Below are 11,910 nucleotides of genomic sequence, written 5' to 3' on the forward strand. Positions count from 1 at the left end.
CATGGCACGCGTAAAACGAGGGGTCGTCGCCCACGCCCGTCACAAGAAGGTCCTCAAGCGGGCTGCCGGCTACCGCGGACGGTCGAGCACGGCTTTCCGGGTGGCGATCGAAAAGGTCGAGAAGGGCCTGCAATACGCCTACCGCGACCGCCGCAACCGCAAGCGGAACTTCCGCAGCCTGTGGATCCAGCGGATCAACGCCGGTGTGCGCGAACACGGGCTCAACTATTCGCAATTCATAAGCGGTATCCAGAAGGCGGGAATCACGATGGACCGGAAGGTGCTCTCGGATCTCGCGGTGAACGATCCGTCGGCCTTCAAGGAGATCGTCGAGCGCGCCCGGGCGGCGCTGGGCGCCACCGCCTGATTCCGCCCCCGAACCGGCGGCCGGAATTTTAAAGAAAGGGGCTTGCGACCGTAGGCCCCTTTCTTTTTTCTTGTTTCTTGGGACAGGGAAACGATGACGGATCTCGAACGCTTACGCGCCGAATGGCTGGGCGGGATCGCGGCGGCGGAGAATCTCGACGCGCTGGAACAGATTCGCGTCAAGACGCTCGGCAAGAAGGGCGCGGTTACCGAGCAAATGAAGGCGCTCGGCACCCTCCCGCCCGAGCAGCGTCGCGCGGAAGGGGCCGCCCTTAACGCCTTCAAGGAAGAAATCACGCAGGCGCTTGCCGCGCGCGGCCAGGCCTTCCGGGAAAAGGGGCTGAACGCACGCCTGCTCGAAGAGCGTTTCGACATGACGCTTCCTTCCCGGTTCGAAGAGGAAGGGCGCATTCACCCGGTCAGCCAGACGATGGCGGAGCTGCTGCAAATCTTCGGCGCCATGGGCTTCACGGTGGCCGAAGGCCCGGACGTCGAGGACGACTTCCACAACTTCGCGGCGCTCAACATCCCGCCCGAGCACCCGGCGCGCCAAATGCACGACACGTTCTATTTTCCGCCCGGACCGGACGGCGAACGAAGGCTTCTCCGCACCCACACCTCGCCCGTCCAGATCCGCACGATGCTGGCGACCCAGCCGCCGATCCGCATCATCGCGCCGGGCCGAACCTACCGTCGCGATTCGGACATGACCCACACGCCGATGTTTCACCAGATCGAAGGCCTTCTCATCGACCGCGAAACGCATATGGGACATCTCAAGGGCTGCCTGATCGATTTCTGCCGCACCTTCTTCGAGGTGGACGACGTGCCGGTGCGTTTTCGGCCAAGCTTCTTCCCGTTCACGGAACCTTCCGCCGAGGTGGACATCGGCTGCGTCCGCGAAGAAGGCGAATTCCGCGTCGGCAAGGGAACCGACTGGCTCGAAATCCTGGGCTGCGGCATGGTCCACCCGAAGGTGCTCGCCCATTGCGGGATCGATTCGAAGCGCTACCAGGGCTTCGCCTTCGGCCTCGGCGTCGAGCGCGTCGCCATGCTGAAATACGGCATTCCGGATCTTCGCACCTTCTTCGAGTGCGACCTTCGCTGGCTTCGCCATTACGGCTTCCTGCCGCTTGACGTGCCCACCCTGGCCGGGGGGCTCGGGTCATGAAATTCACCTTGGGTTGGCTCAAGGACCACCTCGAAACCACGGCCGACGCCGGAACGATCGCCCTGCGGTTGACCGCGCTCGGCCTCGAGGTCGAAGCGGTCCTCGACCGCGCGAAGACGCTTGGTGGCTTCGTCGTCGCCGAGGTGTTGAGTGCGAGACGGCACCCGAACGCCGATCGCCTGCAGCTTTGCACCGTCTCGACCGGCCGCAAGCAGGTCGAAGTCGTCTGCGGAGCGGCGAACGCGCGGGCCGGGTTGAAGGCCGTGCTGGCGCTGCCGGGAGCGGTCATTCCGGCAACCGGCGAGGTCTTGCGGGCGGGCACCATCCGCGGGGTCGAAAGCCACGGCATGCTGTGCGCAGCGGCCGAGCTGGGGCTTGGCGAAGCCGCCGAGGGCATCATCGAGCTGCCCAAAACCGCCCGCCCGGGTACGGCGGCGGCGGGTGCGCTTGGCCTTGACGACCCGGTCTTCGACCTCGCCCTGACGCCGAACCGCGGCGATTGCCTGGGCGTGCGCGGTATCGCCCGCGACCTCGCGGCGGCCGGTATCGGCCGCTTGAAGCCCTGGCAGGCCCGTCCCGTCCCCGGCCGCTTCGAAAGCCCCATCCGCCTTTCCTTCGATTTCCCGAAGCCGGCGGCGAACGCCGCCTCCCATTTCGTCGGCCGCCTGATTCGCGGCGTGCGGAACGGGCCAAGCCCGACCTGGCTCCGGCAACGGCTGACGGCGATCGGGCTGCGCCCGATTTCGGCGCTGGTCGACATCACGAACCTGATGGCAATCGACCTCGGCCGGCCCATGCACGTCTTCGACGCCGACCGCATCCGGGGCAACCTGGTCATCCGGTTGGCGAGGAAGGGCGAGCGCCTCCGCGCCCTCGACGGCAAGGACTACGCCCTCGACCCGGAGATGTGCGTGATTGCCGACGATCGGGAAGTCCTGAGCCTTGCCGGGGTGATCGGCGGCGAGGCCTCCGCCTGCACCGAGGCGACGGTGAACGTCTTCGTCGAATCCGCCATTTTCGATCCCGTCCGCACGGCGGCCGCGGGCCGCAGGCTCGGCATCGAAACCGACGCGCGGCATCGTTTCGAGCGCGGCGTGGACCCCCTGCTCGTCCGGCCCGGCATGGAGGCGGCGACGCGGCGGATTCTCGAATGGTGCGGCGGCGAACCAAGCGCTTGCCGCGCCGCCGGCCGGGAGACGCGGCAAAAGCGAACGGTTCCCTTCCGCCCCGAGCGCGTGCAGAGCTTGGGCGGCGTCGAACTGCCGGCCGCGGAATCGCGGCGCATCCTGAAACGCTTAGGCTTCACGGAGGAAAAGAAGGGCAAGACCCTGCGCCTCCGCCCGCCCTCCTGGCGGAACGATATCGAAGGTGAAGCGGACATTGTCGAGGAAGTCCTGCGCATCCTGGGCTACGACGCCATCCCCGCGCAAGCGCTGCCGCCGGCGGAGACGACGGTAAAAGTGGCGGTGACGGCGGCCGACCGCCGCGCCGAGATGGTCCGTCGCGGCCTGGCCGCCCGCGGCCTGATCGAGGCGGTCACCTGGTCCTTTCTTTCCTCCCGCCTGGCCGCCGACTTCGGAGGCGACCCGGCGCTGCGTCTGGAAAACCCGATCAGCGCGGACCTTGACTGCCTGCGCCCCTCGGTCCTGCCGAACCTGATCGCGGCCGCCGGCCGCAACGCCGACCGCGGCTTCCCCGACCTCGCCTTTTTCGAAATCGGCCCGCAATACAAAGGCCTGCATGCGGACGCCCAGTCGCTGGTGGCCGGCGGCATCCGCGTCGGCCACCAGCGGCCCCGCCACTGGCTGGGAGAAGCGCGGGCAGTAGACGCCTTCGACGCCAAGGCCGACGCGCTTGCCGCGCTTGCCGCCGCCGGCCTTGCATCGACCAGTCTGGAGACGGTCTCGGAAGGGCCTGCCTGGTACCACCCGGGACGCGCCGGCACGCTTTGCTTGGGCCCCAAGAACCGCCTTGCCTATTTCGGCGAAATTCACCCCGCGCTTCTCGAGCGCATGGACATCCGGGGCCCGGTCGTCGGCTTCGAGGTCTTCCTCGACCGCACGCCGAAACCGAAACTGCGGGCAAGCCGCACGCGGGCGGCGCTGAAGGCCTCTCCCTTCCAGGCGGTCGAGCGCGACTTCGCCTTCGTCGTGGCCGACGCGGTGCCGGCCGGTGAAATTCTGAAGGCCGCGCGGCGCGTCGAGCCGAAATTGATCGAAAGCCTTTCCGTCTTCGACGTCTATCGGGGGGAGGGTGTCGCGCCCGGCAAGAAGTCGCTTGCCATTTCCGTGCGATTGCAGCCGCAGGAAAAAACCCTCACGGACGAGGAAATCGCCGCCGTCGCCGAACGAATCGTCGAAGCCGTGCGCAAGGCGACAGGGGCCGAGCTTCGCCAGTAGAGGCCGCCATGCAAACAAAGGAGTCGCGCGCCGAAGCCATCCGCGCGAAGGCGCTGGCCCTTGGCTTCGATGCGGTCGGTTTTCTGGAGGCGGCGGCGGATGCCCGCCGCGCGCACGACCTCGACCGCTTTCTAGCCGAAGGCCGTCACGGCGACATGGCGTGGCTTGAAAAACACGCCAGCCGGCGCGCCGATCCCAAGCGCCTTTGGCCCGATGCGGCAAGCGTCATCGTCCTGGGTATGAACTACGCGCCTCGCGAAGACCCGCTCTCCCTTCTTGAAAATCCCCGGGCCGGCGCTGTCAGCGTTTACGCCAGGGGGGCGGATTACCACGACGTGATCAAGAAGCGGCTCAAACAATTGGCTGGCTGGGTGGCGCAAAGCTTCGCCTGCGAGGTCAAGGTGTTCGTCGACACCGCGCCGGTGATGGAAAAGCCGCTGGCCCGGCAAGGCGGCCTCGGCTGGCAGGGCAAGCACACGAACCTGGTCTCCACCCGCTTCGGCTCCTGGCTATTTCTAGGCGAGATCCTGACCACGCTGCCGCTGCCCGCCGACCGGCCGGAAGCAGATCATTGCGGGACGTGCCGCGCTTGCCTCGACGTCTGCCCGACGCAGGCCTTCCCGCGACCCCACGAGATTGATGCCCGACGCTGCATCTCCTATCTCACGATCGAGCACAAGGGCGTCATCCCGGCCGAGTTCCGCCCCCGCATGGGGAACCGGATATACGGCTGCGACGACTGCCTCGCCGTCTGCCCCTGGAATAAATTCGCCCAACAGACGCAAGAGCTCGCCTTCCTTCCCCGAGCGGCGTTGACGGCACCCTTGCTGACCGAGTTGGCCGGGCTCGACGACGCCGCCTTCCGCCGGTTCTTCGTCAAAAGCCCGATCCGGCGCATCGGGCGCCACCGGTTCCTACGCAACGTCTTGATAGGGCTTGGAAATTCCGGCGATACGGGTGCTTTGCCTGCGGTCGAACGCCGCCTCTCCGATACCTCTGCCGTGGTCCGCGGCATGGCCGTCTGGGCGCTGAAACGGCTCGCCGAGGCGGGCCGCTTCGCGAAACTCCGCGAGCGCGACGCGGCTTCGGAAAAAGACCCCGCCGTGCGAGAGGAATGGGCGGCGTGAAAACGGAAGACCGTTTGAGCCTTTACGATTTTGACCTGCCGCGGGAACGGATCGCCGACCGCCCGATCGAGCCCCGCGACCAGGCGCGGCTTCTCGTCATCGGCAAGACGCTCCTCGACCGCGGAATGACGGACCTGCCGAACCTTCTGGCACCGGGCGATCTGCTGGTCTTCAACGACACGCGCGTGCTGCCCACCCGCCTGCCGGGCAGGAAGGAAACCGCGAAGGTCGAGGTGACGCTGCACAAGGCGCTGTCGCCCGACCGCTGGCTTGCCTTCGCCAAGCCCGCCCGCAAGCTCAAGCCGGGCGATCTTATCGGCTTCGAGGAAGGGCTTGAGGCGCGGGTGATCGAAAAGCGGGAAGGGGGTGAGGTGCTGCTCCGGCTCAACCGGGAAGGGGATGCCCTCTTTACGGCCTTGGGCCGCGTCGGAAAGATGCCGCTTCCCCCTTATATTCGCAGGGCAACGGGGCCGGACGCCCGCGACCAGGCGGACTACCAGACGATCTTCGCCGCGGTGCCCGGGGCGGTGGCCGCCCCCACCGCCGGCCTTCACTACACGCCCAAACTCCTCGCCATGCTTGCCGCCCGCGGCGTGCGGTGGACGACGGTGACCCTGCACGTCGGCGCCGGCACCTTCCTGCCCGTCGCCACCGAGAACCTGGCCGAGCACCGCCTGCACGCGGAATGGGGGAAGCTGGGCAAGGCGGCGGCGACGGCCATCGCGGAAACCCGCGCGCGCGCGGGTCGCGTCGTCGCGGTCGGCACGACCTCCTTGCGTCTCCTGGAAACGGCGGCGGACGCGCAAGGGCGCGTTTGCCCCTTCGAAGGCGAGACCGCCCTTTTCATCCGGCCCGGCCACGTCTTCCGCGCCGCCGATTTGCTGCTTACGAATTTTCATCTTCCGCGCTCGACCCTTTTCGTGCTGGTCTCCGCCTTCGCCGGCCGCGAGCGCATGCGCGCGGCTTACGCGCACGCGATCGCCGAAGGGTATCGCTTCTTCTCGTACGGGGATTGCTGTCTCTTGACGCCGGAAAAGGCATGACGAATTTCACGCGCGAAGCCGAAGCCGGCAAGGCACGGACCGGCCTTCTCGAAACCGCCCACGGCAAGGTGCAAACGCCCGCCTTCATGCCGGTCGGCACGGCCGCGACCGTCAAGGCGATGACGCCCGGCATGGTGCGGGAAAGCGGGGCGGAGATCCTGCTTTGCAACACCTACCACCTGATGCTGCGGCCCGGCGCCGAACGGATCGCAGCGCTTGGCGGGCTGCACCGCTTCATGGGCTGGAACGGCCCGATTCTCACCGATTCCGGAGGTTTCCAGGTGTGGTCCCTGGCCAAGCTCCGCGACGTCCGGGAGGAAGGGGTTACGTTTCGCTCCCACCTCGACGGGACACGGCAGGAGCTGACGCCGGAACGCGCGGTCGCCATCCAGCATCTTCTGGGTTCCGACATCACGATGGTGTTCGACGAATGCACGGCGTGGCCGGTGACCGAGGAAGCCGCCGCCGCCTCGATGCGGCTTTCGATGCGCTGGGCGGAACGCTCGAAGGCGGCTTACCAGGCACGCGAAGGCCACGGCCTTTTCGGCATCGTCCAGGGCAGCCTCTTTCCGGAACTGCGCGTCGAATCGGCGAAGCGCCTCGTCGAGATCGGCTTCGACGGCTACGCGGTGGGTGGACTTTCCGTGGGCGAGACGCGCGAGAAGATGTTCGCGACGCTTGAGGCGACGCTGCCGCATCTGCCGAAGGAAAAGCCCCGCTACCTGATGGGCGTCGGCACGCCGGCCGATATCGCCGGTGCCGTCCTGAGAGGGGTGGACCTTTTCGATTGCGTGCTGCCGACACGGTCGGGCCGCACCGGCCAGGCGTTCACGCGGGCGGGAAAGCTCAACCTGCGGAACGCCCGCCACGCCGAGGACGCCCGCCCGCTCGATGCCGCCTGCCGCTGCCCGGCCTGTCGGGATTTCTCGCGCGCCTACCTCCACCACCTCACCAAGGCCGGCGAGATTCTGGGCGCGATGCTGCTCACTACCCATAACCTTCATTACTACCAGGACGTTATGGCCGACCTTCGCGAAGCAATCCGAAGAAACAGCCTGCAAGCCATGGTCGAGGAAATCACCCGCCGGACGGCGCCCGAGGAACCCGACAAAACGTGAACAAATTCACCGGGTTAGCATACAGTGGTAGGCATGGGATGATTTTCCTATAATGCGATGGTTAAAATTTTCCTAACCCGGTCAAGAGAATGGCGGAAAAATTTAAGGCCCCCTCCAGAAATATGGTCTTTGGCCTTCTGGAAAAACCAAACCCGGGCGGCTTGGCGAAAGCCGGGGGAGAAGCTAGGCTCCAGATAACGGCGGCGCCCGGCGGCAAAAGGATAAAACATGGCGGCAGATTCCGATGATTCCCTGACCCAGCTCGGCCGGCAGGCGGCGATTCCGGCCTCGCCCGAGGAAGCGGTGCTGGAGGGCTTCGCCAACCCCGACACCAGCACCGACTACCTCGTCCGCTTCACCTGCCCGGAATTCACCACCCTCTGCCCGATCACCGGCCAGCCGGACTTCGCCCATTTCGTGATCGACTACGTGCCGGCCGCGCGCTGCCTCGAAAGCAAGTCGCTCAAGCTTTACCTGGCGGCGTTCCGGAACGCCGCCTGCTTCCACGAGCAAGGCACCCTCGCCATCGTCGGCAAGATAGAGGCGGCCATTCGCCCGCGCTGGCTGCGCGTCGCCGGCTATTGGTTTCCCCGCGGCGGCATTCCGATCGATATCTTCTACCAGTCCGGCCCGCCGCCGGCAGGCCTCTGGGTGCCGGAACCGGGCGTTGCCCCCTATCGCGGCCGCGGCTAGGGGCCGTCTTCTCCCCGGTAGACGGCACCCGCCGTGCAGGTTTCCCGCAGGATGACTTCCGCAAGACCGGAAAGCCTTGGCTTCAGCCGCGCCCAGATCCAGCGCGCCAGCACCTCGCTGGTCGGATTTTCGAGGCCTTCGACGTCGTTCAGGTAGCGGTGGTCGAGGGCGGCGAAGAGCGGGGCGAAGGCCGCCTCGACCTCGGCGAAATCCATGACCCAGCCGCTCTTTTCGCCGAGCGGGCCCCGAATGCGCAGCTCAATGACGAAGGAATGGCCGTGCAGGCGTTCGCATTTGTGGCCCGGCGGCACGTGGGGAAGCCGGTGGGCCGCTTCGATCCGGAAGGTCTTGTAGATTTCCATTATACGCCTCGCGGGTCGCGGTCTCAGGGTATGCCGATCAGCTTATGCGCCTGTAGGCTTAAACGCCATTTCGGGTGGCGCAGGCAATAGTCGAGTGCTGCAAGCGTCGCCTCGGCGCGCGCCGGCCCGTCCATCGGCTGCAGGAAAAAATGCGCGAAGTCGAGTTGCTCGAAGCGGTCCGGCGGCGCGCCTGCCTGCGGGTAGACGAGCTTCAACTCCTCCCCCTTCTTGACGGCAAGCGGCGCGCCGGCCTTCGGACTTACGCAAAGCCAGTCGAGGTTGGCGGGCGGGGGCAGCGTGCCGTTGGTCTCGACGGCAAGCGTAAAACCTTCCCCGTGGAGGGCGTCCACCAGCGCGGCGTCGAGCTGCAAAAGCGGCTCGCCCCCCGTGCAGACGACGAGCGGCTCGCCCCCTTCCCACGCCGCGTCCCAAATGGCGCGCACGGCAAGGCCAAGCTGTGCGGCGGACGCGAAGCGTCCCCCGCCCACGCCATCGGTGCCGACGAAATCGGTGTCGCAGAAGGTGCAGACGGCCGCCATTCGGTCCGCTGCCCGGCCCGACCACAGGTTGCATCCGGCAAAGCGCAGGAAGACGGCCGACCGCCCCGTATTGGCGCCTTCGCCCTGCAAGGTCGCGTAGATTTCCTTGACCGCGTAGCTCATCCCGCCGCGGCCCGGTTCGCGTAAACCGTGGGGTCCTTGATCCCCGCCGTCTCGAACCCCTGCCGCCGCAACCGGCAAGCGTCGCACCGCCCGCAGGCCTCGCCCGCCGGCCCCGGGTCGTAGCAGCTCAAGGTAAGGCCGTAATCCACGCCAAGGGCCGCGCCCTTCTTCAGGATGTCGGCCTTCGTGAGCGTGATCAGGGGCGCACGGATCGCAAGCGGCCTTCCCTCGACACCCGCCCGCGTCGCCAGCCCCGCCAGCCGTTCGAAGGCCGCGATGTAGTCGGGCCGGCAATCGGGGTAGCCGCTGTAGTCAACCGCGTTCACGCCGATGAAGATGTCGGAAGCGCCGAGGACTTCCGCGAAGGCCAGCGCGAAGGAAAGAAAGATCGTGTTGCGCGCCGGGACATAGGTGATCGGAATTTCCGCCGCCATGTTCTCGAACTTGCGATCCTTCGGCACCGCGATGTCGGCGGTGAGCGCCGAACCGCCGAACGGGCGCAGGTCGATCTCTTGAAGGATGTGGTCCGCCGCCCCCAACTGGGCCGCCACCTGCTGCGCCGCCGCGATCTCGCCGGCATGGCGCTGGCCATAGTGGAAGGTGAGCGCGTAAGCCGCGAACCCTTCGCGGATCGCCAACGCCAGGGTGGTCGCCGAATCGACGCCGCCGCTTAGGAGAACGACCGCTTTCCGTTTCGCTGCCATAGGCTTTCGACCGGAAATGCCAGGTTGGCCCGGTTTTTTTGGGATAGCACATTTCGCTGCCGGCCGCCTACGCCGAAGCCCTTAAACGAAGGGCCCGGTTTCCCGGGCCCTTTTCCTTGACTGCCGTCCGGCATCGCCTAGCGACGCTGACCGAACAGTTGCAGCAGCAGTATGAAAAGGTTGATGAAGTCGAGGTAGAGGCTGAGCGCCCCCATCAGCGCCTTCTTGCCGGCCACCTCGCCCGGATCCACTTCCGAATACAGCCACTTGATCCGCTGCGTGTCGTGGGCGGTAAGGCCGACGAAGACGAGGACGCCAATCACCGAGACGGCGAAGTGCAGCATCGTGCTCTGAAGGAAGAGATTGACGAGCGAAGCCAGAATGACGCCGATCAGCCCCATGAAGAGGAACGCGCCAAGCTGCGTCAGGTCGCGCTTCGTCGTGTAGCCGTAAAGGCTCATGGCGGCGAAGGTGCCGGCCGAAATGAAGAAGACCCGCGCGATGCTCTCGCCCGTGAAGACAACGAAGATCGACGCCAGGGAGAGGCCCATGACGGCCGCGAACGCCCAGAAAAGAATCTGCGCGGTGCTGTACTGGAAGCGGTGGATACCGAAACTCAGCGCGAACACGAAGCCCAACGGCGCCAGCATGACGACCCACATCAGCGGCGTTCCGAAAATCGCGTCGAAGAAGGCCGGCGTGTTGGCCACGGCGTAGGCGACGAGTCCGGTAAGCACCAGGCCCCCCGCCATGTAATTGTAAACGCGAAGCATATGGCGCCGAAGCCCCTCGTCGATCGCCCCGACGGCGCCGGCGGCGGCGTAGCCTTGTGGATTTTCCTGCCAAGCCATGTGCGAAATCCCCTGCCTTTCCCAACCTAAAGAAACCAAAATAAGCGACGTGGCCTTCATATTGGCATAGAAGGCCGCGAAATCAATCACCCCCTGACCCTCAAAGGGCCTGCGATCGTCCGGCCGAAAAAGGCGCCTTGCCCCCCTCCGGCGGCTGGCCTAGCGGGCCGTATAGCCCCCGTCGATGACGAGTTCGGCGCCGGTCATGAACTTCGATTCGTCCGAAGCCAGGTAAAGGACCCCGTAGGCGATATCGTACGGCTCGCCTATGTGGCCCATAGGGTGCAGCGATTCGATGTGACGGCGAATCTCCTTGGTGCCGCCGAGTTCGTCGATGGCCTGCGCCACCATCGGCGTTGCGATGTATCCGGGATGGACGGAATTCACGCGAATATTGTAGCCGGCCTTCGCGCAATGGAGGGCGGCCGACTTTGTCAAAAGCCGCACGCCGCCTTTCGACGAATTGTAGGCAAACAGGTTTTCATCCGCGATGATTCCCTCGATCGAGGAAAGGTTGACGATCGAACCGCCCCCGCCTTCTTTCATCGCGGCGATGCCGTATTTCGTCCCCAGGAACACGGCGTCCAGATTGATCGCGTGCAGCCACTTCCACTCGTCGAACGTGGTCTGCTCGACGTTCTTCATCAGGACGACGCCGGCGTTGTTGACGAGCACGTCCAGACGGCCGAAGCGCTTGATTGTTTCGGCCGTCACTTCCTTCCAGCGTTCTTCGGAGCGGACATCCTGGGCAAGAAAGAACGCCGTGCCGCCCGCCTTGGCGATCGCGGCGGCTGTTGCCTGGCCCTCGGCTTCCTTGATGTCCGTCAGAACGACCTTGGCACCTTCCTTGGCCAGCAGGCGACACATCGCTTCGCCAAGCCCCATGGCGCCGCCGGTCACCAGCGCCACTTTTTCCTTCATGCGGTCCATTCGTGCGCCCCTTTCCCTTTCGCGTATGGATTATTTTATGCCTCGCCACGAGGCGTCGCAAAGCCACAAAGGCTTCGCGCCCACAGCGCACATCATCGGCAAAAACGGGCGCCGAATGACGCGGGAATAGACTCCCTTACGCGCCTTGCGCGTTCGGGCCTTGCGCGTTCGGGGGTGGTTGGTGGGTGGCGCGCCCGGAGAGATTCGAACTCCCGACCCCCAGATTCGTAGTCTGGTGCTCTATCCAGCTGAGCTACGGGCGCCCAAAACGGGAACAAGGAACAAGGAAGTCGGAACCTACTTAAAGCCCAAGCGAATGGCAAGGAAGGGAAGCGAAGGCGCCCCCCAACCCTAGCCGCCCGCCGCCCGCGGCGGCAGGTCTATCCGGAAACCGAGGTTATTTCTGGAAAATTAAAGAGTTGGCAGAAGAAACCCCTTCCATAATAATGCCCGGTCATCCAAAATTGCCGAACGGACCGGCTTT

At 65.7% G+C, this 11,910-nt stretch carries 12 protein-coding genes and 1 tRNA gene; 7 read left to right on the top strand and 6 right to left on the bottom strand.

Annotation, left to right across the window (positions count from 1 at the left end; genetic code table 11):
* Position 1: 1 nt before the first annotated feature.
* The 7 genes from rplT to queF all read left to right on the top strand — a co-directional run bounded on the left by rplT (position 2) and on the right by queF (position 7,917).
* Entirely contained in the window at positions 2–367 is a 366-nt protein-coding gene (gene rplT / locus AB1781_04475) for a 50S ribosomal protein L20 (GenBank protein ID MEW5703827.1), read from the top strand.
* A 93-nt stretch (positions 368–460) separates the two neighbouring features.
* Positions 461–1,537: a phenylalanine--tRNA ligase subunit alpha gene (pheS, locus tag AB1781_04480; protein ID MEW5703828.1), complete on the top strand. Its 1,077-nt coding sequence runs from the start codon at positions 461–463 to the stop codon at positions 1,535–1,537.
* Positions 1,534–3,936 (top strand): phenylalanine--tRNA ligase subunit beta, encoded by a 2,403-nt coding sequence (pheT, locus tag AB1781_04485; GenBank protein ID MEW5703829.1) that lies wholly within the window; start codon positions 1,534–1,536, stop codon positions 3,934–3,936. Before pheS ends, pheT begins: the two co-directional genes overlap by 4 nt.
* 8 nt (positions 3,937–3,944) lie before the next feature.
* On the top strand, positions 3,945–5,063 hold the full coding sequence (queG, locus tag AB1781_04490) for a tRNA epoxyqueuosine(34) reductase QueG (protein ID MEW5703830.1): 1,119 nt from the start codon (positions 3,945–3,947) through the stop codon (positions 5,061–5,063).
* Positions 5,060–6,106, top strand: coding sequence for a tRNA preQ1(34) S-adenosylmethionine ribosyltransferase-isomerase QueA (gene queA, locus AB1781_04495; protein MEW5703831.1), 1,047 nt, complete (start codon positions 5,060–5,062; stop codon positions 6,104–6,106). Before queG ends, queA begins: the two co-directional genes overlap by 4 nt.
* A complete protein-coding gene (gene tgt, locus AB1781_04500; protein MEW5703832.1) occupies positions 6,103–7,224 on the top strand; it encodes a tRNA guanosine(34) transglycosylase Tgt in 1,122 nt (373 codons plus the stop codon). Before queA ends, tgt begins: the two co-directional genes overlap by 4 nt.
* A gap of 228 nt (positions 7,225–7,452) precedes the next feature.
* A complete protein-coding gene (gene queF / locus AB1781_04505; protein ID MEW5703833.1) occupies positions 7,453–7,917 on the top strand; it encodes a preQ(1) synthase in 465 nt (154 codons plus the stop codon).
* Here the strand turns inward: queF and queD are convergent.
* From queD to AB1781_04535, 6 genes are all read right to left on the bottom strand, one after another.
* Positions 7,914–8,279: a 6-carboxytetrahydropterin synthase QueD gene (queD, locus tag AB1781_04510; GenBank protein ID MEW5703834.1), complete on the bottom strand. Its 366-nt coding sequence runs from the start codon at positions 8,277–8,279 to the stop codon at positions 7,914–7,916. The genes queF and queD overlap by 4 nt on opposite strands.
* A gap of 23 nt (positions 8,280–8,302) precedes the next feature.
* Positions 8,303–8,941 carry a 7-carboxy-7-deazaguanine synthase gene (gene queE / locus AB1781_04515; GenBank protein MEW5703835.1) on the bottom strand — a complete coding sequence of 213 codons (639 nt, stop codon included), beginning with the start codon at positions 8,939–8,941 and terminating at the stop codon, positions 8,303–8,305.
* Positions 8,938–9,645: a 7-cyano-7-deazaguanine synthase QueC gene (gene queC, locus AB1781_04520; protein MEW5703836.1), complete on the bottom strand. Its 708-nt coding sequence runs from the start codon at positions 9,643–9,645 to the stop codon at positions 8,938–8,940. Before queC ends, queE begins: the two co-directional genes overlap by 4 nt.
* A 137-nt stretch (positions 9,646–9,782) precedes the next feature.
* Positions 9,783–10,496, bottom strand: coding sequence for a Bax inhibitor-1/YccA family protein (locus AB1781_04525; GenBank protein ID MEW5703837.1), 714 nt, complete (start codon positions 10,494–10,496; stop codon positions 9,783–9,785).
* A 159-nt stretch (positions 10,497–10,655) separates the two neighbouring features.
* Positions 10,656–11,426: a glucose 1-dehydrogenase gene (locus AB1781_04530; protein ID MEW5703838.1), complete on the bottom strand. Its 771-nt coding sequence runs from the start codon at positions 11,424–11,426 to the stop codon at positions 10,656–10,658.
* A 186-nt stretch (positions 11,427–11,612) separates the two neighbouring features.
* A tRNA-Arg gene (locus AB1781_04535) sits at positions 11,613–11,689 on the bottom strand.
* Positions 11,690–11,910 lie beyond the last annotated feature (221 nt).

The sequence above is a fragment of the Pseudomonadota bacterium genome (assembly GCA_040752895.1).
Classification (GTDB): domain Bacteria; phylum Pseudomonadota; class Alphaproteobacteria.

Excerpts from the sequence above, each read along its gene's own strand:
- rplT (MEW5703827.1), top strand. The coding sequence starts at position 2 with ATGGCACGCGTAAAACGAGGGGTCGTCGCCCACGCCCGTCACAAGAAG.
- pheS (MEW5703828.1), top strand. The coding sequence starts at position 461 with ATGACGGATCTCGAACGCTTACGCGCCGAATGGCTGGGCGGGATCGCG.
- pheT (MEW5703829.1), top strand. The coding sequence starts at position 1,534 with ATGAAATTCACCTTGGGTTGGCTCAAGGACCACCTCGAAACCACGGCC.
- queG (MEW5703830.1), top strand. The coding sequence starts at position 3,945 with ATGCAAACAAAGGAGTCGCGCGCCGAAGCCATCCGCGCGAAGGCGCTG.
- tgt (MEW5703832.1), top strand. The coding sequence starts at position 6,103 with ATGACGAATTTCACGCGCGAAGCCGAAGCCGGCAAGGCACGGACCGGC.
- queF (MEW5703833.1), top strand. The coding sequence starts at position 7,453 with ATGGCGGCAGATTCCGATGATTCCCTGACCCAGCTCGGCCGGCAGGCG.
- queD (MEW5703834.1), bottom strand. The coding sequence starts at position 8,279 with ATGGAAATCTACAAGACCTTCCGGATCGAAGCGGCCCACCGGCTTCCC.
- queE (MEW5703835.1), bottom strand. The coding sequence starts at position 8,941 with ATGAGCTACGCGGTCAAGGAAATCTACGCGACCTTGCAGGGCGAAGGC.
- queC (MEW5703836.1), bottom strand. The coding sequence starts at position 9,645 with ATGGCAGCGAAACGGAAAGCGGTCGTTCTCCTAAGCGGCGGCGTCGAT.
- AB1781_04525 (MEW5703837.1), bottom strand. The coding sequence starts at position 10,496 with ATGGCTTGGCAGGAAAATCCACAAGGCTACGCCGCCGCCGGCGCCGTC.
- AB1781_04530 (MEW5703838.1), bottom strand. The coding sequence starts at position 11,426 with ATGGACCGCATGAAGGAAAAAGTGGCGCTGGTGACCGGCGGCGCCATG.